The sequence below is a fragment of the Streptomyces sp. NRRL F-5727 genome, from assembly GCF_000719555.1.
Lineage (GTDB): Bacteria > Actinomycetota > Actinomycetes > Streptomycetales > Streptomycetaceae > Streptomyces.
Genome location: NZ_JOGX01000086.1, coordinates 1 through 23,175, shown reverse-complemented (window position 1 = coordinate 23,175; position 23,175 = coordinate 1). Strand labels below are relative to the sequence as shown.

Here is a 23,175-nt window from a genome sequence, read left to right as displayed (position 1 = left end):
TCGCGTCCGCCAGCGCGCGCACCGACTCCCGGAGCATCTCGTGCTCCTCGGAGGTCCGGTACAGGTCGAAGTCCTTGCCCATGGTCTTGAGCTCCCTGGCTTGCTAACTACCGTTAAGTAACCCAAAGGGTAGGCCGTGAGCGGGGAGCTTGTCAGCGCCCGACTATGCTCGGGCAGGCAGTTTCGCCCGACGTCCCTGGAGTCCCGCATGGCCCTGAAGATCACTGTGATCGGCACCGGATACCTCGGCGCCACCCATGCGGCGGCCATGGCGGAGATGGGCTTCGAGGTCCTCGGCCTCGACGTCGTACCGGAGAAGGTCGAGCTGCTGGCCTCCGGCCGCGTCCCGATGTACGAGCCCGGCCTGGAGGAACTGCTCGGCCGGCACGTCGCCGGGATCGAGGGCTCCACCGGCCGGCTGCGCTTCACCACCTCCTGGGAGGAGGTGGGCGCCTTCGGCGACGTCCACTTCGTCTGCGTGAACACCCCGCAGAAGCACGGCGAGTACGGCTGCGACATGAGCTACGTCGACGCGGCCTTCGGCTCCCTCGCCGCCGTCGTCCGCGAGGGCTCCCTGGTCGTCGGCAAGTCGACCGTGCCCGTCGGCTCGGCCGAGCGGCTGGCCGCGGTGCTGCCGGCGGGCGTGGACCTGGCCTGGAACCCCGAGTTCCTCCGCGAGGGCTTCGCCGTCCGGGACACCCTGCACCCGGACCGGATCGTCGTCGGCGTGTCCGGCGAGGGCGCCGGGCGGGCCGAGAAGACGCTCCGCGAGGTGTACGCCACCCCGGTCGCCGAGGGCTCGCCCTTCGTCGTCACCGACTTCCCCACCTCCGAGCTGGTGAAGACGGCCGCGAACTCCTTCCTCGCCACCAAGATCTCCTTCATCAACGCGATGGCCGAGGTCTGCGAGGCGGCCGGCGGCGACGTCGCCAAGCTCGCCGAGGCGATCGGCCACGACGAGCGGATCGGCGACAAGTTCCTGCGGGCCGGCATCGGCTTCGGCGGCGGCTGCCTGCCCAAGGACATCCGCGCCTTCATGGCCCGCGCGGGCGAGCTCGGCGCCGACCAGGCGCTGACCTTCCTCCGCGAGATCGACTCCATCAACATGCGGCGGCGCGGCCAGATGGTCGAGATGGCCCGCGAGACGCTGGGCGGGAACTCGTTCCTGGGCCGCCGGGTCGCCGTCCTCGGCGCCACCTTCAAGCCGGACTCGGACGACGTCCGCGACTCCCCCGCGCTCAACGTGGCCGGCCAGATACACCTTCAGGGCGGCCAGGTGACCGTCTACGACCCCAAGGGCATGGACAACGCCCGCAAGGTCTTCCCGACGCTCGGCTACGCGGACTCGGCCCTGGAGGCCGTCCGGGGCGCGGACGTCGTCCTCCACCTCACCGAGTGGCGCGAGTTCCGCGAGCTCGACCCGGCCGAGCTGGCCGCGGTCGTCACCTCGCCCGTCGTCCTCGACGGGCGCAACGCCCTGGACGGCGAGCGGTGGCGGGCGGCCGGCTGGACGTACCGGGCGATGGGCCGCCCGCGCGCCTAGGCTTTCGGAACACACGGCGGAAGGGCCGCACCGGACGGATCCGGTGCGGCCCTTCCGCATGGGCGTACGGGTACGGGTCAGGCGGCGACGGGCCTGATCCGGTTCGTGCGCGACAGGAACTCGGTGTCGCGCAGGGCCCGGGTGGCGTTGCCGTGGGCCAGGCCGACCAGGTCCCGGGCCGGCCAGCCGCGCCGCAGCAGCTCCGCGAAGAGCGGGACGTAGCCCGCCGCCGGGCCCGCCGGCCGGGAGAGGCCCGTGGACCCGGGCCCGGCCCCGTCGCGTACCCGGTCGAGGAGGTCGGCGGTGGCGGCCGGGTCGTCCCCCACGGCGACCATGCAGACGGCGCCGTTCTCGCCGAGGAGCCGCAGCACGTCGTCCGGGAGGGCGTCCGGCTCGGCCCGGGTCACCAGCGCGGGGGCGCGGGTGACGGCGAGGACCTTGCGGACGGTGTCCTGGTCGGCGCCGCTGAGGTCCACGGCCAGGCCGATGCGGTTCATCTCCCGGACCGCCTCGCGGGCGAAGCGGTCGAAGCGGGTGAGGTTCACGGCCCGGACGCCGAGCGCGTGGTAGGCCCGCAGGGTGGCGGCGGAGCCGCCGAGGGCCGTCCAGTCCACCGGCCCGAGCAGCGCGGCGACCCGGCCGCAGTTGCGGGCGTGGACCAGCTCCGAGGTGGTGTGGGCCAGCCGCAGGTCCTCGGGGCAGGCGGCGACGAGCGCGCGGATGGTGTCGATGCGGCGCAGGGTGCCGATGGCACCGTCGTCGGCGTCCCCGTGCAGCGACCAGAACTGCGCGCCGGTCTCCCGGGCCCGGGCGGGCGGCAGGTCCTCGGGGTCGAGGAGCGCGGGGAGCTCGGTGTGCCCCTCGAAGACGGGCTGGGCGGCGAGGAGCGCCCGGGCCCGGGCGGTCTCGTCGAGCGGGGGTGGCGACTCCGGGGGTTCCAGCGCGCCGACGGCGCCGGAGGCGGCAGAGAAGGGGGGATGGTCGTCTAGATCTGCCATGGCACGACTCACTACTCCGAAACTCGGTGATGCAGTACTACCCCGCCGAAGGGGCGGGGCAGTACGGTCCACCGTGCCACCGGGGCCCCGCCGGGGCCCGTCGGGCTGCGCCATCCGGGTGAGCCCGGTCAGGCGCCGTCGAGCTGGGCGATCGTGGCGTGCGAGGCGGGGGTGCGGGCCGCCAGGTCGCGGGCGACGGACTCGGCGTCGCCCAGCACGCGGAGCGCGTTCGACCAGGTCAGCTTGGTGAGGTCGGCGCGGGACCAGCCGCGGTCGAGGAGCTCCGCGATCAGGTTGGGGTAGCCGGCGACGTCGTCGAGGCCGGCCGGGGTGAAGGCGGTGCCGTCGTAGTCGCCGCCGATGCCGATGTGGTCGATGCCGGCGGCCTCGCGCATGTGGTCGAGGTGGTCGGCGACCGTGGCGGCGGTGGCGACCGGGCGCGGGTGCTCCGCCTCGAAGGCGGCGTGCAGCTCCATCGCCCGCGGGGTGGTGTCCAGGTGGTTCAGGCCGTGGGCGCGCAGGTTCGCGTCGGCGCGCAGCGTCCACTCGACGGCCGCGGGGAGGATGAACTTCGGGACGAAGGTCGCCATCGCCACGCCGCCGTTGGCGGGCAGCCGCTCCAGGACGTCGTCCGGGATGTTGCGCGGGTGGTCGCAGACCGCGCGGGCGGAGGAGTGGGAGAAGATCACCGGCGCGGCGCTCTCGTCGAGGGCGTCCCGCATGGTGGTGGCGGCCACGTGCGACAGGTCGACGAGCATGCCGCAGCGGTTCATCTCGCGGACGACGGCGCGGCCGAAGGCGGTGAGGCCGCCGTGCCGGGGCTCGTCGGTGGCGGAGTCGGCCCAGTCGTTGTTCTCGTTGTGCGTGAGCGTCATGTACCGCACGCCGAGGGTGTACAGGGCGCGCAGGGTGGCGAGGGAGTTGTCGATCGAGTGGCCGCCCTCGGCGCCCTTGAGGGAGGCGATCCGCCCCTCGGCGCGGGCCTTGGCGACGTCGTCGGCGGTCCGGGCGGGCGCCAGGTCGGCCGCGTACCGCTCGACGAGCCGGTCGACGGCGTCGATCTGCTCCAGGGTGGCGCTCACGGCGTGGTCGCCGGTGAGCCGGCCCGGCACGTAGACGGACCAGAACTGGGCACCGACCCCACCGGCGCGGAGCCGGGCGAGGTCGGTGTGGAGGGTGGCCGAGCGGTCGCCCGCGATGTCGAGCCTGTCGAGGTCGTAGCCGCACTGTTCGCGCAGCGCCCACGGGAGGTCGTTGTGCCCGTCGACGACGGGCGCCTCCGCGAGGAGGGCGCGGGCCTCGGCGAGCCGCTCGGCCGCGCTCACTTGCCGAACCCGAAGGAGTCGGCGCCGGCGACCTTGGCGCGCAGTCGCTTGCCCTTCTCGGTGGCCTGGCCGTTGAGGTCCTGGAGGAACTCGCCCATCCGGGCCTGGAGCTCCGGGTCGGCGGCGGCGAGCATGCGGACGGCGAGCAGGCCCGCGTTGCGCGCGCCGGCGACGGAGACGGTGGCGACCGGGATGCCGGCGGGCATCTGGACGATCGACAGCAGCGAGTCCATGCCGTCGAGGTACTTCAGCGGCACGGGGACGCCGATGACCGGGAGCGGGGTGACGGAGGCGAGCATGCCCGGCAGGTGGGCGGCGCCGCCGGCGCCCGCGATGATCGCCTTGAGGCCGCGTCCGGCGGCCTCCTCGCCGTACGCGATCATCTCGCGCGGCATCCGGTGGGCGGAGACGACGTCGACCTCGTACGGGATCTCGAACTCGTCGAGCGCCTGGGCGGCGGCCTCCATGACGGGCCAGTCGGAGTCGGACCCCATCACGATGCCGATGAGCGGGTTGCTCGCCTGGTTACTCAACGATCGTCCCTCGCAGGTAGTCGGCGGCGTGGCGGGCGCGCTCCAGCACCTCGTCCAGGTCGTCGCCGTAGGTGTTGACGTGACCGACCTTACGCCCGGGCTTCACGTCCTTGCCGTACATGTGGATCTTGAGCTGCGGGTCCCGGGCCATGCAGTGCAGGTAGCCCTGGTACATGTCGGGGTAGTCGCCGCCGAGGACGTTGCACATCACGGTCCACGGGGCGCGCGGGCGGGGGTCGCCGAGCGGCAGGTCGAGGACGGCCCGCACGTGGTTGGCGAACTGGCTGGTGATCGCCCCGTCCTGGGTCCAGTGGCCGGAGTTGTGCGGGCGCATCGCCAGCTCGTTGACGAGGATCCGCCCGTCGGTGGTCTGGAAGAGCTCGACGGCCAGGTGGCCGACGACACCGAGCTCCTTGGCGATCCGCAGGGCGAGCTCCTGGGCCTGCCCGGCCAGCTCGTCGTCCAGGTCGGGGGCGGGCGCGATCACGGTGTCGCAGACGCCGTCGACCTGGCGGGACTCGACCACCGGGTAGGCGACGGCCTGGCCGTGCGGGGAGCGGACGATGTTCGCCGCCAGCTCGCGGACGAAGTCGACCTTCTCCTCGGCGAGCACGGGCACGCCGGCGAGGAACGGGTCGCGGGCCTCCTCGGCGCTGCGGACGAACCAGACGCCCTTGCCGTCGTAGCCGCCGCGCACGGTCTTGAGGATGACCGGGAAGCCGCCGACCTCCTCGGCGAACGCGACCGCGTCCGCGGGGTCGGCCACGATGCGGTGGCGGGGGCTGGGCGCGCCGATCTCGTCGAGCTTCGCCCGCATCACCCCCTTGTCCTGCGCGTGCACGAGCGCGTCGGGACCGGGGCGGACGGGGATGCCGTCGGCCTCCAGGGCGCGCAGGTGCTCGGTGGGGACGTGCTCGTGATCGAAGGTGATCACGTCGCAGCCGCGCGCGAAGGCGCGGAGCGTCTCCAGGTCCCGGTAGTCGCCGATGACGACCTCGCCGGCCACCTGCGCCGCAGAGTCCTGCGGGGTGTCACTGAGGAGCTTGAACTTGATGCCGAGGGGGATGCCCGCCTCGTGGGTCATACGGGCGAGCTGCCCGCCGCCGACCATGCCTACTACCGGGAACGTCACCCTCTTAGGGTATCCGCACCATCCGTGAACACGTTTCCGGCTGTGGATTGACACAAGGCGTGACGGCGTCCGGCCTGGTTTTCCACAGGTTTCCCGGCTACTCGGGCGGGTGACAGGGGAGGCTGGTTAGCATGAGTGGGTTGACGTCACCCGGACGTCACCCGACGGACGGACCGACCCCATGAGCGAACCCGGCGCGCTGCGCATGCGACTCGCCCTGCTCGGCCGAGAGGTCGCCAAGTTCGGAGTGGTCGGCGGACTCGGTGTCCTGGTCAACCTGGCCGTCTTCAACCTGGTCCGGCACACCACGGAGCTTCCGGTGGTGCGGGCCAGCCTGATCGCCACGGTCGTCGCCATCGCCTTCAACTACGTGGGGTTCCGTTACTTCACGTACCGCGACCGCGACAAGTCGGGGCGCACCAAGGAGATGACCCTCTTCCTGCTGTTCAGCCTGGTCGGGCTGGTCATCGAGAACGGGATCCTCTACGCGGCGACCTACGGCCTCGGCTGGAACTCGCCGCTGGCCAGCAACTTCTTCAAGTTCTTCGGCATCGGCGTGGCGACCCTGTTCCGCTTCTGGTCGTACCGCACGTGGGTGTTCCGGGCGCTGCCGGCGAAGGAGGCCGTGCAGACGGCGGAGTCCTTCCTGGAGAGCGCCGAGCCGGTGGCGCCGCGGCAGGCCCGCCGCCGCCAGCCCGACCGCGTCTGACGGCCGCCCCGGCCCGACCCGGCCCGCCCGGCCCGACTGACCTGGCCTGGCCTGGCCTGGCCTGGCCTGGCCTGGCCTTCTACCGTACGGGGCGCTCCGCGGCGTCCTCGCGGACGCTGCGGGCCTCCCGACTGAGGAAGAGCGCGAAGACCGGCGGCTGCTGCTGGAGCAGTTCCAGGCGGCCGCCGTCGGCCTCGGCGAGGTCCCGGGCGACGGCCAGGCCGATGCCGGTGGAGCTGCGGCCGCTGACCGCCCGCTCGAAGATCCGCGCGCCGAGGTCGGCGGGGACGCCGGGGCCCTCGTCGGTGACCTCGATCACCGACTGGTTGCCGATGACCCGGGTGCGCAGGGCGACGGTGCCGCCGCCGTGCATGAGCGAGTTCTCGATGAGCGCGGCCAGGACCTGGGCGACCGCGCCCGGGGTGCCGATGGCCCGCATGCCCTGCTTGCCGGAGCGGACGATCGCGCGGCCGGCGCTGCGGTAGGCCGGGCGCCACTCCTCGATCTGCTGCTTGACGACCTCGTCGAGGTCGAAGGCGACGGCGGAGCCGGAGCGGGGGTCGCGGGAGTTGGTGAGCAGCCGCTCGACGACGTCGGTGAGCCGCTCGACCTGGGTGAGCGCGATCGTCGCCTCCTCCTTGACCGTGTCCAGGTCGTCGGCGAGGGCGACCTCCTCCAGGCGCATGGAGAGCGCGGTCAGCGGGGTGCGGAGCTGGTGGGAGGCGTCGGCGGCGAGCCGGCGCTCGGCGGTGAGCATCCGGGCGATCCGCTCGGCGGAGGCGTCGAGCACGTCCGCGACCCGGTCCAGCTCGGGGACCCCGTACCGCTTGTGCCGCGGCCGGGGGTCGCCGGAGCCGAGCCGTTCGGCGGTCTCGGCGAGGTCGGTGAGCGGGGACGCGAGCCGGTTCGCCTGGCGTACGGCGAGGAGGACCGCGGCGATCACGGCGAGCCCGGCGACGGCGCCGATGATCAGGGCGGTGCTGCCGACCTCGGAGGTGACGGCGGAGCGGGACTCCTCGACGACCGCCGTCTCGCCGCGCTCGCCCTCCGCGTAGCCGCGGATGACGCTGCCGGTGGGGCGGGTGCCGATCTCGATGGCGGGCCGGCCGGGGATGGTGACCAGGACGTACCGCTTGGCGCCGCTCTGCTCCGCGAGGATGTCCGGGTTGACCGGCTCGCCGCCGATCAGGCGGCTGTCGACGATCGAGACGATGCGGAGGGCTTCGGCGTCGACGCTCTCCTGGGCGCTGCTGGTGATCGTTCGCGTCTCGATGAGCACGAGGGAGACGCCGAAGACGGCGATGACGACCAGGACGACGGCGAGGGTGCTGGTGATGAGGCGGCGGCGCACGGTGCCTTCCGGGTGGGCGGGGCCTTGTCGGGGCGGGGCCCTCGGGTGCGGGTTCAGGCGCGGGAGCCTGGGCGCGGCTGGGCGCGCCGCCCCGGGCTAGCTCTTCTCGAAGCGGAAGCCGACGCCTCTCACCGTGGCGATGTAGCGGGGGTTGGCCGCGTCGTCGCCGAGCTTCTTGCGGAGCCAGGAGATGTGCATGTCGAGGGTCTTCGTCGAGGACCACCAGGTGGTGTCCCAGACCTCGCGCATCAGCTGGTCGCGGGTGACGACCCGGCCGGCGTCGCGGACCAGGACGCGGAGGAGGTCGAACTCCTTCGCGGTGAGCTGGAGCTCCTCGTCGCCCATCCAGGCGCGGTGCGACTCGACGTCGATGCGGACGCCGTGGGTGGCGGGCGCGGGGGCGGGCTCGGTGGCGCCGCGCCGGAGGAGGGCCCGGACCCGGGCGAGCAGCTCGGCGAGGCGGAACGGCTTGGTGACGTAGTCGTCGGCGCCCGCGTCGAGCCCGACGACGGTGTCGACCTCGTCCGCGCGGGCGGTGAGGACCAGGATCGGGACCGTGTGACCGTCGGCACGCAGCCGGCGGGCGACCTCCAGACCGTCCATGCCGGGCAGGCCCAGGTCGAGCACGACGAGGTCGACGCCGCCCTGGAGTCCGGTGTCGAGCGCGGTCGGCCCGTCCTCGCGGACCTCGACCTCGTACCCCTCTCTCCGCAGGGCGCGGGCCAGCGGTTCCGAGATGGATGCGTCGTCCTCGGCGAGCAGTACACGGGTCATGGGGTGATGGTAGTCCGCACGGGTGCCGGGCCGGGGCGGGATCACGAGGCACCCGCGATCGCCTCCGAAGCAGGGTGCGTAACCTTGCCATCACCTTGGAATGGGTCCCGTTGGTTCCATGGTCACCTGTGATCCATCTCTCAAGTCCTTCCATATCCGGCACTGTCGTGTCGTATGGTGGCGAGACGTCAGTCGCGGTAATCGGGGACCTTCGGCATGCTTCGTCAGCCAAGGTCCTCTTTTCTGCGCGAGGTTGGCCCTGCCAGCCTTGAGACGGTGAACGACCTGTGGGCCGGGTCCCGCGGCGCGAAGACGCGCGGCGGGGCGTGGATCCCGGGCGGGACGCACACGTCCCGGCCGGTGCCGGCCACCCCCCACCGGGCGCCTCCCGCTCACGAAGCGGCGCGTCCCGACAGAGCAAGGATCGACATGGCGGCAACGACCGTTTCCGCGGGTTCGGAGAAGACCTTCTTCGGGCACCCCCGCGGCCTCGCCACCCTCTTCATGACCGAGATGTGGGAGCGTTTCTCCTACTACGGCATGAGGGCGCTTCTCGTCCTGTACCTGGTCTCCGGCGGCGCCGACGCGGCGACCGGCAGCCAGGGTGGCGGACTGGCCATGACGGCCGCCACGGCCACGGCGATCTACTCCGTGTACGTGTCGATGGTCTACCTGATGGCCATGCCCGGCGGCTGGTTCGGCGACCGGGTCTGGGGCGCGCGCAAGACCGTCGCCATCGCCGGCTTCGTGATCATGGCCGGTCACCTGTCGCTGGCCCTCCCGGGCCAGGCCATGTTCTTCGTCGGCCTGGCGCTCGTCGCCGCCGGCTCCGGTCTGCTCAAGGCCAACATCTCGACGATGGTCGGCCACCTCTACGACGGCCCGGACGACCCGCGCCGTGACGGTGGCTTCACCCTCTTCTACATCGGCATCAACCTCGGTGCCTTCGTCGCCCCGTTCGTCGTCGGCACCGTCGGCGAGAAGGTCAACTGGCACCTCGGCTTCGCGCTCGCCGCGGCCGGCATGGGTCTGGGTCTGCTCCAGTTCCTGATCGGCACGAAGAACCTGAGCCCGAAGAGCAACGTCGTCCCGAACCCGCTCTCCGCCGCCGAGCGCAAGAGCATCCTGGTCAAGGTCTGCGCCGTCCTCGTCGTCGCCGCCGCCTTCTACGGCGTCGTCATCGCGATGGGCATGTACACCCTGAACTGGGCGATCGTCCCGATCACCCTCGCCGGTCTGATCATCCCGGTCGCCGTCCTCGTCCGCATCAAGCGCGACAAGGACCTGTCGACCACCGAGCAGTCGAAGATGACCGGCTACATCTGGTTCTTCGTCGCCGCCGCCGTCTTCTGGATGATCTACGACCAGGGTGGTTCGACCCTGTCGCTGTTCGCCGACGGCAAGACCGCCGACACCGTCTTCGGCTTCGGCTTCCCGGCCACCTGGTACCAGTCCCTGAACCCGCTCTTCGTCATGGCGCTGGCCCCGGTCTTCGCCTGGCTGTGGCTGTGGCTGGCCCGCAAGAACCAGGAGCCGAACACCATCGTGAAGTTCGCGATGGGCCTGGTCCTGGTCGGTGCCTCCTTCTTCGTCTTCATCGTCCCGATGAACATGGCGGGCGACGGCACCAAGGTCTCCCCGATGTGGCTCGTCTCGATCTACATGATCCAGACCATCGGTGAGCTGTGCCTCTCCCCGGTCGGCCTCTCGGTCACCACGAAGATGGCGCCGCAGAAGTACGCCTCCCAGATGATGGGCGTCTGGTTCCTCGCCGTCACCGCCGGTGACTGCACCACGGGTCTGCTCTCGCTGGCCGGTGTGGACCTGAACGGCACGGGGGTGATCGCCATGGAGGCGTCGCTGGCCGTGGTCGCGGGCCTCGCGGTGTACATGTACCGCAAGAAGGTCCAGGCCCTCATGGGCGACGTGCACTGACGCACCGCTCCACACGCCGGGAAGGCCCCGGGACACCGCACTGTGTCCCGGGGCCTTCCCGTCTCCGCTCCGTGCCCGTCAGCGGGTGCGGCGGGCCAGCCGTCGCCACGGGGTGAAGGTGAAGACGGCGCCGCCGAGGAGGATCACGGTGCCGGCGACCAGGCCGAGGGCGCGCAGGGCGCCGTCGGACGCGGCGCCGGTCTCGGCGAGGTTCCCGCCGCCGGAGCCGTTGCCCGAGCCGTTGCCGTTCCCGTCCGAGCCGCCGTCGTCGGCGCCGCCGTCGGCACCACCGTTGTCCGAGCCGCCGTTGTCGCCGCTGCCGGAGGCGCCGCCGGACTGCTTGGCGGTGTCCAGGGTGAGGGACGCCTCGACCGCGCCCTTCACCTGGCAGGGGATCTTGATCGGGTCGGCGCCCGGGGCGAGGACGACGCTGATGGTGAGCGCGCCGGGCGAGAGGGTGGCCTTGCCGGTGGCGCCGGGCTTGTAGGTGCCCTTCATGTCGGTGAGGCTCACCGGGTCGTTCATCTTGAGCGCGGTGGGGTTGGGCGCGCCGGTGACCTTGACGGTGCCGCTGTCGTCCCCGCCGATCCTGATGTCCATGGAGGGCGTGAGGGCCTTGGCGGGCAGCGGGGCCGGGCTGTTCATGACGCCCTTGGCGGTCTTGACCGTGAGGTCGTACGCGCCGCCGTTCTTCCGCGCGCTGATGGTGACCTTGGAGTTGATCGAGGCGGGGCCGGGGGACGTACAGGTGAAGGCGACCTTGACCTCCTTGCCCGGGAAGTCGGTCTGGCCTCCGCCGGTGCCACCGCTGTCGGACCCGCCGCCGCTGTCGGAGCCCCCACCGCTGTCGGAGCCTCCGCTGTCCGAGCCGCCGCCGCTGTCGGAGCCGCCGCCGGAGCCGCCGCCGTCGGTCACCTTGATCGTGGCGCCGACGGGGACCTGCTCCTTCGGCGTGCACTTGGTGTTCGTGGACATCGGCTTCGACACGTTGATGTCGTACGCGTCGGGCGTCAGGGTGACGTCGCCCGCCTTCGTCAGCTTCAGGGTGCCCTTCATCTCGGGCAGGACCATGTCGGTGTTCTTGGGGATCGGCGGGTTCTGCCGGGGGCCCTCCATGGCGATCGTGCCGCTCTGCGCCCCGCCGACCTTCATGGTGCCGGTCGGCTTGACGGTGTTCGCCTCCAGGTCCATCAGGCCGGGGTTCTTGGAGGCCGGCTTCACGGTCTTCCAGACGACCTCGACGGTGTCGCCGACCTTGGCGGTGGCGGGTGCGGTGACCAGCACGGTGGTGGTGCCCTGGACCGGCGGGAGGCCGGAGATCGAGGGCGGGATGCACTCCGTCTTGAACGAGATCGGGGCGGCCTGGGCGGGGCCGGCGGACAGCAGGATCCCCGCGCCGCCGAGGATCAGCGCGATCCCGGCCGCGATCGTCCTCCGTTGCGTGCTCACGAATGTCCCTTCGTCGTCGGACTGTTCTCGGACGGTGCGGAGTCGGGGAGGAACCACGGCAGGACCGCGGTCGTCCCGGGGCCGTCCGCGTCCGCCGGTACGGGGACGGGGACGGAGTGGCGGTTCCGGCCGCCGGCCCGGTCGACGAGGACCATGCCGATCCGGAAGAGGGCGGTGGGCACGACCACGGCGAGCAGGACCCAGAACAGGACCACGCCCCAGGGGCGGCCCACCGTCCAGGGCTGTTCGGCCAGGAGCTTCCCGCCGTAGGAGACGGAGACCCGGTAGTCGCCGTGGGCGCCGGCGGCGAGCTCGACGTCCAGCTCGATCTGGGCCTTCTGCCCGGGCTTGATGGTGCCCCGCCACTGGTGCTCCTCGTCGCGGGGGGCGAGGACGCCGCGGGCGGTGCCGACGAGGAAGACGGGGTCGCGGACGGGCGCGGTGCCGAGGTTGCCGACGGTGAGGACGAGGGTGCGGGACGGTGGCGCGCCGAACCAGGTCAGGATCCCGCCGGAGCCGTCGAGGCGGGCGGCGGTGAGGACGGCGAGGCGGCCGTCGCCGGCTGCGTCGGGGAGCGGGGCGGTGGGGTGTCCGGCGACGGTGAGGGCGGCGTCGACGACGTCCTGGGTGCCGGTGACGCCGGAGACGTGGACGACGCAGGGGCAGGGCCGGGGCGGGGCGGCCACCGGCAGTCTGACGCTGAAGGCGCCGCGCGCGTCGACGGTGGCGGCCCGGCCGTCGGTGTTGGCGCAGGAGTTGGTGCCGCCGATGACGCCCTTCTCGGGGGTGCCCTGGCCGCAGAGCAGCACCATCAGCAGGGCGCCGGCCTTCCAGCCGGTGCCGCTGACGGTGATCTCGCCGCCCTTGGGGGCCTGGTTCCGCGAGACGGCGACGGCGGGCGCGGCGGGGTCGGCGGCGGGTGCGGCGGCGGGTGCGGCGGTCGCGGGGAGGGCCGGGAGCAGGGCGAGGACGAGGGCGGTGAGCAGCGCGGCCAGGGCCGTACGGGCGCGGGCGGCCGGTGTCATGCGGTGGCTCCCTTCGTACGGCGGCGGACCGTGTACGCGGCTCCGCCCGCGGCCGCGAGCAGCAGGGCCGCGGTGCCGGCGAGGGCGGGGCCGGAGGCGAAGACGGTGTCGGTGGCGGCGGTGGCGGGGGTGGCTCCGGGGGCGGTGGCGGTGAGCCGGACGGTGACGGAGTCGAGGGCGGGCGGGTCGGGCCAGGGTTCGGTGCGGGCGGTGCGTTCGCCGGGGCGGAGGGTGAGCGGCAGGGCGCGCTCGGGGCGGTCGAGGACGGTGCCGAGGAGGCCGTCGGCGCGGACCGAGAGGCGGGGCCGGTCGAGGACGGTGCTGCCGCGGTTGACGAGGGTGTAGTGGAGGGTGCCGGTGGCCCGGTCGACGCGGGCGTCCTCGACGGTGAGGGCGGCGAGCCGGGGGCCGCTGACCTTCAGCCGCAGGTCGACGTCGGACCGCCGGCCGCCGGCCGAGGCCCGTACGGTGCCGCGGTGTTCGCCGGGCGGGGTGGTGGCGGCGACGGTGACGGCGAAGGGGACGTCGGCGCGGGTGCGGGCGGGCACGGTGACGGTGCGGGCCGCGAAGGCGACGGCGGCGGGCCCGTCGCCCGTGAGGGTGACGGTGAGCGGGCGGGGGCCGGGGTTGGTGACGGAGAGGGTGTCCTCCAGGACGCTGCCGGCCGGGCCTTCGAGATAGGCGTACGGCCGTCCGGCGGCGGGCGCGGCGGTCCAGGCGGGGGTGGCGGGGGGCACGGCGGCGAGGGTGCCGAGGACGGCGCCGGCGGCGAGGAGCGCGTACCGGGTCCTGGTCATGGGCGGGCCGGGCGGGGGCGGCGGGTGAGCCAGAGCAGGGCGCCGACGCCGCCGAGGAGGACGGTGCCGCCGAGGGTGGCGAGGGCGGTGGTGGTGGAGAGGCCGCCGGTCCTGGGCAGTTCGCCGCCGGGCAGGGCCGCTTCGGGCGCCGGCGTGGGCTCGTCCCCGGAGAGGCCGGTGACGGTGAGGGTGAGGGACGGGGCGGGCTTGTTCGCGGGCGTGCAGACGGCGGCGTCCATGCCGAGGGCGTGGACGGTGAGCAGTCCCGCGGTGAAGGTGACGGTGCCGTCGGCCCTCGGCGTGTAGGTGCCGGTGAGGGTGCCGATCCTGATGGGGGTGAAGGCGGGGATCGCGGCGGCGTTGGGCACCCCCTCGACCTTGACGGTGCCCTGGTCGTCGCCGCCGAGGACGAGGTCGGCGCGGGGGGTCATGACGCCCTTGGGGAGTTCGACGGGGCTGTCGGAGACGCCCTTGTCGAAGGTCATGGTGATCGCGTAGGCGTCGCCCTTCTTCTCGGCCGTGATGTCGACGGGCGAGACGGCGGTGCGGTCGCCGATCTTGGTCTCGCAGGCGTACCGCACGTCGACGACCTCGGCGTGGGCGGCGGGCGCGGCGGCCAGACCGGCCGGCGTCCAGACCGCGACGGCGGCCGTGAGCACGGCGGCCGCCCTCCTCCGGTTCGGCTTCCTGTCCACCCGCGACCCCTCACCGCATTTTCCTGACGCGCCATCAGATTGGGCGTCAAGGTACGCCTGGGGCCGTACGGAGGGAAGAAGAGTGACGGTGAAAGTCCTGCGGCGGTCGGGCGGACGGCCCGCAACCGTCAGGCGGGCGAGGCCAGTTCGGCCCAGACCGTCTTGCCGGGGGCGCCCGGGACGCGGTGGATGCCCCAGTCCAGGCAGAGCCGCTGCACGATGAACATGCCGTGTCCGCCCGGGCGTCCGGCCCGGTGCGGGGTGCGCGGCGCGGGGTGTCCGGCGCCCCGGTCGGTGACCTCCAGGCGGACGGTGCGGCTGAGGCGGACCACCCTGAGCCGCTCGGGGCCCTCGGCGTGCAGACAGGCGTTGGTGACGAGTTCGGAGACCACGAGCAGGACGTCGTCGGCGGCGGCCCGGCGGTCGGCGGTGGCGGCGGGCAGCCAGCCCCACTCGGTCAGGGCCGTCCGGGTGAAGTCGCGGGCGAGCGGGACGGTGCCACTGGTCTCGCCGAGCGCGAGCGTACGGACGTCGGAAGCCTGGTCCATCAGCACTTCACCTCACCGGTCGACGAGACAGCAGGGGCAGGGGACGAGCAAGAGGGGCGGTGCGGGGTCCGTCCGGAGTCAGCCGGAGCCGGGCAGGGCGGTGGCGAGGGTGTCGTGCACGGTGAAGACCGCCTCCGCGCCGGTGATCCGGAAGACCCGGGCCACCGCGGGCCGCATGGCCACCAGATGGACCGCGCCGCCGGCCGCCTCGGCCCGCAGCCGCGCCCCGAGGAGCACGTTGAGCCCGGTCGAGTCGCAGAAGTCGAGCCCCGCGCAGTCGACGACGAGCCGGACCCGGCCGGCGTCGAGGGCCGCGTCGAGCGGGGCGCGCAGCAGCTCGGCGGTGTGGTGATCGAGCTCACCCACCGGTACGAGGAGCTCGGCGCCGCCGTCCACGGCCCTGGCGTCGACCCGCAGCCGCGCGCTGCCGATGTGCTGGCGGTCCATGGCCGGGGCCCTCCTCGATCGACTCCGGGAAACCCTACTAGCGGGGCGCCTTCCGGCGCACACGAGCCCCCCATATAACGCACAAACAGGACATTCGCCACTTGCGACGATCGCCGCCGAGCAGGTAGGGCTAGTAAGGAACACCCGATCCAGCCGGCTTTGGAGGCGCCGCACACCGCACCCTGACCCCCACCCAGGAGGAGACACATGTCACCCCGGCTCGACGCCCCGCGCACCCCCACCGCGCCGTCGACACCACCCCTTCCCCACCCCACCCACCCCACACCCGCGCAACACCCGGCGCTCGACGGCCCGCTCGACCGGGTCGCCCCCGCCGACGCCCGCGCCCTCTCGAAGGACCTCTTCGCCCGGCTCGCCGAGCTGGAGGAGGGCACCCACGAGTACGCGTACGTCCGCAACACCCTCGTCGAACTCAACCTGGCCCTGGTCCGCTTCGCCGCCGCCCGCTTCGGCACCCGCAGCGAACCCATGGAGGACATCGTCCAGGTCGGCACGATCGGCCTCATCAAGGCCATCGACCGCTTCGAACTCACCCGCGGCGTCGAGTTCCCCACCTTCGCGATGCCGACCATCATCGGCGAGATCAAGCGCTTCTTCCGCGACACCTCCTGGTCCGTGCACGTCCCCCGCCGGCTCCAGGAACTCCGCCTCGACCTGGCACGGGCCGGCGACGCCCTCTCCCAGCGCCTCGACCGGGCGCCCACCGTCGCCGAACTCGCCGCCGAACTCCGCATCACCGAGGACGAGGTCGTCGAGGGCATGGCCGCCAGCAACGCCTACACGGCCGCCTCCCTCGACGCCCAGACCGAGGACGAGGACCACGGACAGAACGAGACCGCCCTCGCCGACCGGCTCGGCTACGAGGACCACGGCCTCACCGGCATCGAGTACATCGCCTCGCTCAAACCGATGATCGCCTCGCTCCCCGAACGCGAACGGCTCATCCTCTCCCTCCGGTTCGTCACCGGACTCACCCAGTCGGAGATCGGCGCCGAACTCGGCATCTCCCAGATGCACGTCTCCCGGCTGCTCTCCCGCACCCTCGCCCGGCTCCGCCGCGGACTCACCCTGGAGGAATGACCCCCTCTCCGGCGGAATCACCTCCGAAGACCCCCGCGAACCGCCAAAATGGCGACGGAAAGGGCCCGTTCACGGTCGACCGACCCGGACGGGCCCTTCCGCGCGACCACAGCGGGCCACGGACCGGGTGTTGTTGACGACCCGTCCGGAATGGGCGACATTGAGCCCGGGGATTCAGGGGGGAATCTGTCATGGTTTCTGCGTACGCGGAACTGGAAGACCGCATGCGCGCACGGCTGGGGGGCCGCGCGTGCCTCTACGTGCCGTCGTGCCGGCTCGGCCTCTACCTCGCCCTGCGCCACTGGTGCGCACCGGGCGGCCGGGTGCTCATGTCACCCGTCAACGACGACGTCATCTTCTTCGTGGTGCTCGCCGCCGGACTCCGGCCCGTCCAGGCGCCGCTCGACCCGCGCGACGGCTCCCTCGACCCGGCGGCCGTCCCCGACTCCGTCTGGTCCGGGCTCTCCGCCGTCCTCACCACCAACCTGTACGGCAACCCCGACCCGGCGCCCGAACTGCGCGCCCGCTGCGACCGGCTCGGCATCCCGCTCCTGGAGGACGCCGCCCACGCCATCGGCTCCGCCGTCGGCGGCCGCCCGGCCGGCGCCTGGGGCGACGCCTCCGTCTTCAGCCTCTCCAAGCACACCGGCGCCAAGACCGGCGGCTTCCTCAGCGTCGCCGACCCCGCGCTCCGCGACGGACTCGCCGCCGCCCGCGACGCCCTGCTCCGGCCCGCCCGGCTCGGCAGGGAACTCGCCTACCTGGCCCGCCCCTACGCCGAGTCCACCGCCCGCGGCCTGCGCCTCACCCGCGCCGCGCACGCCGCCCTCCGCACCCTCGGCCTGCACGAACGGCCCGGCATCCGGATGCCGTTGCGCCCCGACGAACTGGCCCGCGCCCTCGACGCCGCACCCGCCCTCGACCCCTTCCACTCCTGGGTCCGGGTCGACATGCACGACTACCGGCTCCGCCCCGGCGCCGGCCGCCTCCACCGCACCCGCCGCAGGTTCGCGGCCCTCGACACCGTCCTCGACGCCCACCGGACCGGCACCGCCCGCCTCCTCGCCAGCGAGTACTCCGCCCAGGGCCTCCCCGCCGACGGCGCCGTCCCGCCGCTCTTCCGGGTGCCGCTCCTCGTCGAGGACCGGGACGCCGCCGTCGCCGCGCTCGCCCGCCGCCGGATCACCGTCGGCTACCTCTACGACCCGCCCCTCGACAGCTACGCCGGGGACGCCTTCACCGACCCCTCCCCCGCCCCGGCCGCCGCCGCCTGGTTCGCCCGGCACGCCCTGCCCGTGGACCCCCGCCGCGCCGACGAGGCGCTCGCCGCGCTGCGCGCCTCCGGCGCCCGGCCCGCCGTGCCCTCACCCGCCCTCGGCGGCGCCCGGTGACCGAGACCGTACGGGCGCGGGGCGCCGACCCGGACGCCCCCGGGGCGTCCGGCGCCGGGGCCTCCGAGGCCAAGGGCGGCAAGGACTCCGGCGACGACTCGCTCTTCCGCAACGCCTACGCCCTCATGCTCTCCACCGGCGTCTCCGCCGCCCTCGGTCTCGGCTTCTGGCTGGTCGCCGCCCGCTACTACACGGAGGACGCGGTCGGCCAGGGCTCCGCCGCCATCGCCGCCCAGCGGATGCTCGCCTCCATCACCGCCACCACCCTCTCCGGCGCGGTCGTCCGCTACGTGCCCCGGGCCGGCCGCGCCACCGGCCCGCTCGTCGCCCGCCTCTACCTGCTCAGCACGGTCGTGGTGGCCGCCGCCTCCGGGATCTTCCTCCTCACCCTGGACTGGTGGGGACCCTCGTACGCCCCGCTCGGAACCCTCTCCGCCGGGATCTTCTTCACCCTCTCCTCCGTCGGCTGGGCGCTGCTCACCCTCCAGGACGGGGTCCTCACCGGGCTGCGCAAGGCGTTCTGGGTGCCGGTCGGCAACGCCGTCTTCTCCGTCGGCAAGCTCGTCCTGCTCGTCGTCCTCGCCGCCGCGCTGCCCGTCCTCGGCGTCTTCGTCTCCTGGGCGGCGGCCATCGCCCTCTCCACGGTCCCGCTGGCCTGGCTGGTCTTCCGCCGGCTCATCCCGCAGCAGGCCCGCGCCGACCGGGACCGCGAGCCGCCCACGTACCGCGAGATCGGCCGCTTCGTCGCCGGCGACGCCGTCGGCGCCTTCTTCAGCCTGCTCATGATCAGCCTGCTGCCGGTGATGGTCGCCGTCCGCTTCGACGCCGCCCACAACGCCTTCTTCTACACGGCGTACACCGTCGGCGGCACCATGGAGTTCATGGCCATCAACATGGCCTCCTCGCTCACCGCGCACGCCTCCCACAGCCCCGAGTCCCTCGCCGACGGCGTCCGCGGCGCGCTGCGCCGGATGGTGCTCCTGCTCGTCCCCGTCGTCCTCGTCCTGGTCCTCTTCGCCCCGCTGATCCTCGCCCCCTTCGGCCAGGGCTACGCCGACAACGGCTCGACCGTGCTGCGGCTGCTGGCCGCCGGGGCGCTCCCCCGGGTCGCCGTGGAGCTGTACATCGGCGTGCTCCGCGTCCAGGGCCGCACCGGAATGCTCGCCGCCGTCCAGGGCGGCATGTGCGTGCTGGTGCTGGGCAGCGCCACCGTCCTGCTCGGCCCGTACGGCATCAGCGGCGCCGGGATGGCGGTGCTCGGCGGGATGACCGTGATGGCCGTGGCCTGCGTGCCGGGGCTGCGGGCGGTCCTCCGGGGCCGGGCGGCGGAGCGCGCGCCGGAGCCGCCCGCGCCGGAGAGCTCCCCCGCCGCCGACGACTTCGGCACCAACTGGGCGCGGCAGAGCGCCTATCTGCGCACCACGGCCGCGCACGACACGGTGACGCCCGCCTTCGGCATCCCCGTGTACGTGCCCCGGCCGCGCGCGCCCGGGCCCGCCGCCGTACGCCGGGAACCGCCGCCGGCTCCGGTGCGGGACCGGTGGGGGCTCGTCCTGTGGGCGCTGCTCGGGGCGGCGGCGGTGGCGTTCTGGCTGCCGCTGGCGGTCGCCGAGCCGCTGGACGTGGCCCGGCTCTCCGGCACCGGGCTGCTGTCCGCGCTGCCGGTGCCGACCCTGGCGGCGGCCGGGGCGCTGGTCGCGCTCCAGGGCACGGCGGTCGGCCTGCGCGTCTTCCGCTCCGGTTTCGCCGGCGCCGTCGTCGCGGCCACCTTCCTCGCCCTGCACACCGCGCCGCCGCTGCTCGGCCTGCTGCCGCCGGCGGCCGCGGGGCCGGGCGCCGAGCTGCTCGGGCCGGGCCCGGCCGGTTGGGTGGCGCCGGTGGTGGCGCAGGGCCTGTGCCTGCTGCTCGCGGCGGCGCTGCTGCGGGTGCTGGGCGCCGGCGGGCGGATCACCGCCGGGGTGGTGTGGGTGCTGGTCTGGGCGGGCTGGGCCGGGCAGCAGTCCGTCGCCGCCGCCCCGCTGCCGCCGCTGCTGGGTCTGGCCGGGGTCACGATGGCGGCGTACGCGATCCGGGGTCTGCGCTCCTGACGGGTGTCACCGTCTCGGCAGGGGCTGCCGGAAGTACGGGTCCTGGCCCGCGGTCCGGTACCCCTGGAGTCCCGGGCCCGCGTTGACGGTGAGGTCGCAGCCGGGGCCGGGGACGGGCCGGTTCCAGTGGACGTACGCCTTCGCCTCGGGGAGCGTGGGCGCGACCTCGGGGATCCGCGCGTACCAGTCGCGCTGCCGGTCGGGGCGCTCCGGGTCGGGCGCGGTGGCGAACTCGGCCAGCATGACGGGCTTCCGGTCGGAGATGTTCTCCCGGAGCCAGTCGTAGGTGGGGCGCTGGCTGGCGTCGAAGTCGCGCCAGGTGTCGGTGCCGTGGCAGCGGTAGTAGTTGTACTGGTCCATGCCGATCCAGTCGACGTACCGGTCGCCGGGGTAGAGCTTCTTCATCTCGTCGGCCATGCCGAGGTAGCCGGAGACGGTCCACACCCAGACGACGTTGTCGGCGCCCAGCAGCCGGAAGCGGTCGTGGAGGTGCCGGTAGGCGGCGACGTACTCGGCGGGGGTGCCTGCGCCCTCCTTGATCCGGGCGTCGACCTCCTGGTCGAAGGAGAGGAAGACCCGCTTGCCGTACGCCTTGAGGCGGCGGATCTGCGGGTCGACGATCTCGGCGTCGTACTGCCCGGAGGCGATGTTCTTCCAGCCGAGCTGGGTCTCGGTCCAGCCGGCGTGGTGGGGTTCCTTCCAGACGGTGGACTCCCAGGCGAGCATCAGCAGCCGGTCGCGGCCGAGTTCGCGTTCGTCGTCGGTGAGGAGGGTGCCGTCGAGCGCGTTGCCCGACATGTCGTGGTACGTGTACACCAGGTCGAGCCTGCGGCCGATCTTGCGCTCGAAGGCGTACACCGGCCGGGTCAGCGAGCCGTCCTGGTCGTAGGGGAGGTACGCGCCCCACCAGGCCCCGCAGGGGGAGACGAGCCGGGAGTCGGCGGCGCAGCGGTCGCCGCCCTCGGCGACGGTGGCCCACACCCCTATCCCGGCGGTCAGCGCCCCGACGGCGGCGAGGGCGACCGCCAGCCGTCCGGCGGCCGTGCCCCGGGCGTGCCGGCCGGTCACCGGCCCCCACCGGGCCCTCGTTCACGGGACAGGAAGGATTCGGCGCCGTCGGGTTCGACGGCGCCTCTGGTGGCGGCGGGCAGCGGCAGGCCCGGGAGGAGGGCGGCGACCGTGGTGAGGGCGGCGAGCGGGACGAGGAAGGCGGGCACGGAGAAACCTCCGATCAGGAAGAGGACGGTGGCGGTGAGCGCGGCGAGCGCGAGGCTCAGCGGGGCCGCCAGCGCGAACGCCTCCAGGCGGGCGCCGGGCCGCAGTCCGCGCGGCTGCGGGTGGAGCAGGGCCAGGCCGGGGCCGAGGCAGACGAAGAGGAGGACGGGCGGCCAGCGGAGCACGGAGCCGTCGGGGAGCAGGGTCGCCGCGAGGGCGAGCCAGCCGGAGGCGGCGACGGCGGCCCGGGCCCGGTTCGAGGGCGTGGTCATGAGGCACCGCCTGAGGTGGTGGTCGACGGGGTGTAGGCGAGGACGATCCCGTACGGGTGCTCCTCGACGGTCCGGAACAGCGGGGACTCCTTGAGCCGGTCGCGGAGTGTCGTGAAGCCGCCGGGCGGCAGCAGCCCCTCGCCGGCGGTGTAGATGTCCTGGGTGCGGGTGAGGACGACATGGGCGGTGGTGCCGGGCGGGATGCGGTCGGCGAGGTAGCGGGCCGGGTCGGCGAGCATCCGCTCGTTCTCGGGGAGTTCCTGCTCGGCGAAGAACCAGTGCTCGACCTCGTCGTAGCGGTGCAGCGCCTGCGGGAAGGAGCCGGAGGTGGCGAGGAGCAGCCCGCCCTCGGGCAGCCGGTCGATGGCGCGGGTGACCAGCGCGGACTCGACGGGCGGGGTGTAGTACATGGCGTCCTTGCCGTAGTACGCGGGCAGGAACCCGGCGGTCAGGGCGAGCAGGACGGCCGGCAGGGCGACGGCGGCGGCCCGGCGGCGGACGACGGCGCCGCGGCTGCGGCGGGCGCCGCCGGCGGCGGGCACGAGCGCGGCGGCGGCGAAGAACGCCGCCCCGGGCAGCCCGAAGAGGTAGACCCGGAAGAGCATCTCGCCGCCGTAGTCGTTGACGGCGAAGAGCGGGACGGGGGCGGCCGAGGCGAGCAGCAGCGGGAGCGCGCCGCGGGTGAGCCGGCGGCGGGCGAGGACGGCGATCCCGGCGCACAGGACGACGGCGAGGGCCATGGCGATGCCGGCCTTGCCGGCGAGCTCCGGCCCGGGTCCGGTGAGCTGTCCGGCGTATCCGGCGCGGGAGTTCTGGGTGAGCCGGCCGAGGGACTCCCTGAGGGTGCCCAGGGTCTCCAGGAAGAGCGGGCGGCCCATGGTGAGGTCCCAGGCGAGCATGATCAGGCCGGCGACGGCGAGCAGGCCGAGGTTGCGGTAGCGGCGGGTGAGGCAGAGGGCGGCCAGGACCACGCAGAGCATCACCGGGGTGAGCTGGTGGACCGCGTTCACCGCGAGGATCAGCGGGGACAGGATCAGCACGCCGACGGCCCGCTGCCGGGTGGTGGTGGACGGCGGCACGGTGGCCGCGGCCGGGTCGAGCGCCGTCCGGTCGCGCAGCCGCCCGGCGCTGCCGGGCCGGACGAAGTGGCGAAGGACGACGGCGAGCACGGTCAGGTGGAGGACGTAGGCGAGGCCCTGCGGGGCGAGGTAGTCCTGGCCGACCCAGTTGGCGAGCTGGAAGATCCAGACGGCGGTCCAGACGAGCCGCCAGTCCTCGGTGAAGGTGCGGTAGAGCAGCACCAGCACCGGCAGGAGCATCAGGCCGAGGACGATGGGCGCCCAGTTGAGGTAGACGGCGGTGGACTCGACGCCGAAGGCGCGGACGAGGGCGGCGTTGAGGGTGAAGAAGCCGGGCCACTGGTCGTAGGCCGACATGTTCCCGGACAGGGCGGCGCCCGGGCGGAGTTCGCCGGCGCCGAGGATCGTGTTGACGACGGCGTCGTGCTTGGACGCCCACGGGTAGCGCACCGAGTCGTAGAGGACGGCGGGCGCCGCCTTGAGGGCGACGAGGAGGCCGACGCAGTAGACGAGCGGCCAGCCCGGCGAGGTCCCGGCCCGGCGCAGCGCCACCAGGAACCCGGCGGTGAGGACGACGAGGGAGGCGTAGAAGGGGACGGGCAGCCGGTCGAGGAGGCCGAAGTCGTCCATGGAGCGGAAGTCGACCAGGGGCAGCGACGCCCCCCACAGGCCGAGGCCGACGACGAGGAGGGCCGGGGTCAGCCAGGTGAGGGCGGAGGCGGCGCCGGTGCGGCGGGGGCGCGGCCCGCCCGCCCCGCCGGCCCCGCCC

21 protein-coding genes are annotated in these 23,175 nt (G+C 73.7%); 6 read left to right on the top strand and 15 right to left on the bottom strand.

The window, feature by feature from the left end:
- Nucleotides 1-208 precede the first annotated feature (208 nt).
- Nucleotides 209-1,543: a UDP-glucose dehydrogenase family protein gene (locus tag IF73_RS0134265; protein ID WP_031014741.1), complete on the top strand. Its 1,335-nt coding sequence runs from the start codon at nucleotides 209-211 to the stop codon at nucleotides 1,541-1,543.
- Between the two features lie 77 nt (nucleotides 1,544-1,620).
- On the opposite strand, the gene IF73_RS0134260 is transcribed toward IF73_RS0134265, so the two are convergent.
- The 4 genes from IF73_RS0134260 to IF73_RS0134245 all read right to left on the bottom strand — a co-directional run bounded on the left by IF73_RS0134260 (nucleotide 1,621) and on the right by IF73_RS0134245 (nucleotide 5,531).
- Nucleotides 1,621-2,541, bottom strand: coding sequence for a membrane dipeptidase (locus IF73_RS0134260; protein ID WP_031014739.1), 921 nt, complete (start codon nucleotides 2,539-2,541; stop codon nucleotides 1,621-1,623).
- A 128-nt stretch (nucleotides 2,542-2,669) separates the two neighbouring features.
- Nucleotides 2,670-3,866, bottom strand: coding sequence for a dipeptidase (locus tag IF73_RS0134255; RefSeq protein ID WP_031014737.1), 1,197 nt, complete (start codon nucleotides 3,864-3,866; stop codon nucleotides 2,670-2,672).
- Nucleotides 3,863-4,360, bottom strand: a complete 498-nt coding sequence (purE, locus tag IF73_RS0134250; RefSeq protein ID WP_051717604.1) for a 5-(carboxyamino)imidazole ribonucleotide mutase — start codon at nucleotides 4,358-4,360, stop codon at nucleotides 3,863-3,865. Before purE ends, IF73_RS0134255 begins: the two co-directional genes overlap by 4 nt.
- A gap of 31 nt (nucleotides 4,361-4,391) precedes the next feature.
- Nucleotides 4,392-5,531, bottom strand: coding sequence for a 5-(carboxyamino)imidazole ribonucleotide synthase (locus tag IF73_RS0134245; RefSeq protein ID WP_078868409.1), 1,140 nt, complete (start codon nucleotides 5,529-5,531; stop codon nucleotides 4,392-4,394).
- Between the two features lie 181 nt (nucleotides 5,532-5,712).
- Here IF73_RS0134245 and IF73_RS0134240 point away from each other — a divergent pair, with 181 nt between their 5' ends.
- Nucleotides 5,713-6,240, top strand: coding sequence for a GtrA family protein (locus IF73_RS0134240; protein ID WP_031014728.1), 528 nt, complete (start codon nucleotides 5,713-5,715; stop codon nucleotides 6,238-6,240).
- Nucleotides 6,241-6,319: 79 nt separating this feature from the next.
- Here IF73_RS0134240 and IF73_RS0134235 read toward each other — a convergent pair whose 3' ends face one another.
- Together IF73_RS0134235 and IF73_RS0134230 are read right to left on the bottom strand one after the other, a co-directional pair.
- Nucleotides 6,320-7,591: an ATP-binding protein gene (locus IF73_RS0134235; RefSeq protein WP_031014725.1), complete on the bottom strand. Its 1,272-nt coding sequence runs from the start codon at nucleotides 7,589-7,591 to the stop codon at nucleotides 6,320-6,322.
- 96 nt (nucleotides 7,592-7,687) lie between these two features.
- The gene (locus IF73_RS0134230; RefSeq protein ID WP_030754842.1) at nucleotides 7,688-8,365 is read right to left on the bottom strand and encodes a response regulator transcription factor; all 678 of its coding nucleotides are present in this window, start codon (nucleotides 8,363-8,365) and stop codon (nucleotides 7,688-7,690) included.
- A gap of 429 nt (nucleotides 8,366-8,794) precedes the next feature.
- Here IF73_RS0134230 and IF73_RS0134225 point away from each other — a divergent pair, with 429 nt between their 5' ends.
- On the top strand, nucleotides 8,795-10,300 hold the full coding sequence (locus tag IF73_RS0134225; protein ID WP_031014723.1) for a peptide MFS transporter: 1,506 nt from the start codon (nucleotides 8,795-8,797) through the stop codon (nucleotides 10,298-10,300).
- A gap of 78 nt (nucleotides 10,301-10,378) precedes the next feature.
- Here IF73_RS0134225 and IF73_RS0134220 read toward each other — a convergent pair whose 3' ends face one another.
- The 6 genes from IF73_RS0134220 to IF73_RS0134195 form a co-directional block, all read right to left on the bottom strand.
- Nucleotides 10,379-11,749 (bottom strand): hypothetical protein, encoded by a 1,371-nt coding sequence (locus IF73_RS0134220; protein WP_031014721.1) that lies wholly within the window; start codon nucleotides 11,747-11,749, stop codon nucleotides 10,379-10,381.
- Nucleotides 11,746-12,774 (bottom strand): hypothetical protein, encoded by a 1,029-nt coding sequence (locus IF73_RS0134215; RefSeq protein ID WP_031014719.1) that lies wholly within the window; start codon nucleotides 12,772-12,774, stop codon nucleotides 11,746-11,748. The genes IF73_RS0134220 and IF73_RS0134215 overlap by 4 nt, the downstream gene beginning before the upstream one ends.
- Entirely contained in the window at nucleotides 12,771-13,571 is an 801-nt protein-coding gene (locus IF73_RS0134210) for a hypothetical protein (protein WP_031014717.1), read from the bottom strand. The genes IF73_RS0134215 and IF73_RS0134210 overlap by 4 nt, the downstream gene beginning before the upstream one ends.
- A complete protein-coding gene (locus IF73_RS0134205; protein WP_234338426.1) occupies nucleotides 13,568-14,230 on the bottom strand; it encodes a peptidase in 663 nt (220 codons plus the stop codon). The genes IF73_RS0134210 and IF73_RS0134205 overlap by 4 nt, the downstream gene beginning before the upstream one ends.
- A gap of 164 nt (nucleotides 14,231-14,394) precedes the next feature.
- A complete protein-coding gene (locus tag IF73_RS0134200; RefSeq protein ID WP_031014712.1) occupies nucleotides 14,395-14,814 on the bottom strand; it encodes an ATP-binding protein in 420 nt (139 codons plus the stop codon).
- A gap of 78 nt (nucleotides 14,815-14,892) precedes the next feature.
- Nucleotides 14,893-15,261 (bottom strand): STAS domain-containing protein, encoded by a 369-nt coding sequence (locus IF73_RS0134195; protein ID WP_031014710.1) that lies wholly within the window; start codon nucleotides 15,259-15,261, stop codon nucleotides 14,893-14,895.
- Nucleotides 15,262-15,468: 207 nt separating this feature from the next.
- On the opposite strand from IF73_RS0134195, the gene IF73_RS0134190 reads away from it, so the two are divergent.
- The 3 genes from IF73_RS0134190 (at nucleotide 15,469) to IF73_RS0134180 (ending at nucleotide 19,840) form a co-directional block, all read left to right on the top strand.
- Complete coding sequence (locus tag IF73_RS0134190; RefSeq protein WP_031014708.1) at nucleotides 15,469-16,362, top strand: RNA polymerase sigma factor SigF; 894 nt, start codon at nucleotides 15,469-15,471, stop codon at nucleotides 16,360-16,362.
- Between the two features lie 191 nt (nucleotides 16,363-16,553).
- Nucleotides 16,554-17,753 carry a DegT/DnrJ/EryC1/StrS family aminotransferase gene (locus tag IF73_RS0134185; protein ID WP_031014706.1) on the top strand — a complete coding sequence of 400 codons (1,200 nt, stop codon included), beginning with the start codon at nucleotides 16,554-16,556 and terminating at the stop codon, nucleotides 17,751-17,753.
- Nucleotides 17,750-19,840, top strand: coding sequence for a lipopolysaccharide biosynthesis protein (locus IF73_RS0134180; RefSeq protein ID WP_031014705.1), 2,091 nt, complete (start codon nucleotides 17,750-17,752; stop codon nucleotides 19,838-19,840). Before IF73_RS0134185 ends, IF73_RS0134180 begins: the two co-directional genes overlap by 4 nt.
- Before the next feature lie 6 nt (nucleotides 19,841-19,846).
- Here IF73_RS0134180 and IF73_RS0134175 read toward each other — a convergent pair whose 3' ends face one another.
- The 3 genes from IF73_RS0134175 to IF73_RS0134165 form a co-directional block, all read right to left on the bottom strand.
- A complete protein-coding gene (locus IF73_RS0134175) occupies nucleotides 19,847-20,908 on the bottom strand; it encodes a glycoside hydrolase family 26 protein (RefSeq protein WP_031014703.1) in 1,062 nt (353 codons plus the stop codon).
- Nucleotides 20,905-21,327 carry a hypothetical protein gene (locus tag IF73_RS0134170; RefSeq protein WP_031014701.1) on the bottom strand — a complete coding sequence of 141 codons (423 nt, stop codon included), beginning with the start codon at nucleotides 21,325-21,327 and terminating at the stop codon, nucleotides 20,905-20,907. Before IF73_RS0134170 ends, IF73_RS0134175 begins: the two co-directional genes overlap by 4 nt.
- The coding region (locus IF73_RS0134165; protein WP_031014699.1) for a hypothetical protein at nucleotides 21,324-23,175 on the bottom strand (1,852 nt) is incomplete at its 5' end. The genes IF73_RS0134165 and IF73_RS0134170, both read right to left, overlap by 4 nt.

Coding starts and splice junctions, on each gene's coding strand:
- IF73_RS0134225 (WP_031014723.1), top strand. CDS start 8,795: ATGGCGGCAACGACCGTTTCCGCGGGTTCGGAGAAGACCTTCTTCGGG.
- purE (WP_051717604.1), bottom strand. CDS start 4,360: ATGGGGTCCGACTCCGACTGGCCCGTCATGGAGGCCGCCGCCCAGGCG.
- IF73_RS0134190 (WP_031014708.1), top strand. CDS start 15,469: ATGTCACCCCGGCTCGACGCCCCGCGCACCCCCACCGCGCCGTCGACA.
- IF73_RS0134195 (WP_031014710.1), bottom strand. CDS start 15,261: ATGGACCGCCAGCACATCGGCAGCGCGCGGCTGCGGGTCGACGCCAGG.
- IF73_RS0134260 (WP_031014739.1), bottom strand. CDS start 2,541: ATGGCAGATCTAGACGACCATCCCCCCTTCTCTGCCGCCTCCGGCGCC.
- IF73_RS0134215 (WP_031014719.1), bottom strand. CDS start 12,774: ATGACACCGGCCGCCCGCGCCCGTACGGCCCTGGCCGCGCTGCTCACC.
- IF73_RS0134240 (WP_031014728.1), top strand. CDS start 5,713: ATGAGCGAACCCGGCGCGCTGCGCATGCGACTCGCCCTGCTCGGCCGA.
- IF73_RS0134185 (WP_031014706.1), top strand. CDS start 16,554: ATGGTTTCTGCGTACGCGGAACTGGAAGACCGCATGCGCGCACGGCTG.
- IF73_RS0134170 (WP_031014701.1), bottom strand. CDS start 21,327: ATGACCACGCCCTCGAACCGGGCCCGGGCCGCCGTCGCCGCCTCCGGC.
- IF73_RS0134265 (WP_031014741.1), top strand. CDS start 209: ATGGCCCTGAAGATCACTGTGATCGGCACCGGATACCTCGGCGCCACC.
- IF73_RS0134210 (WP_031014717.1), bottom strand. CDS start 13,571: ATGACCAGGACCCGGTACGCGCTCCTCGCCGCCGGCGCCGTCCTCGGC.
- IF73_RS0134230 (WP_030754842.1), bottom strand. CDS start 8,365: ATGACCCGTGTACTGCTCGCCGAGGACGACGCATCCATCTCGGAACCG.
- IF73_RS0134200 (WP_031014712.1), bottom strand. CDS start 14,814: ATGGACCAGGCTTCCGACGTCCGTACGCTCGCGCTCGGCGAGACCAGT.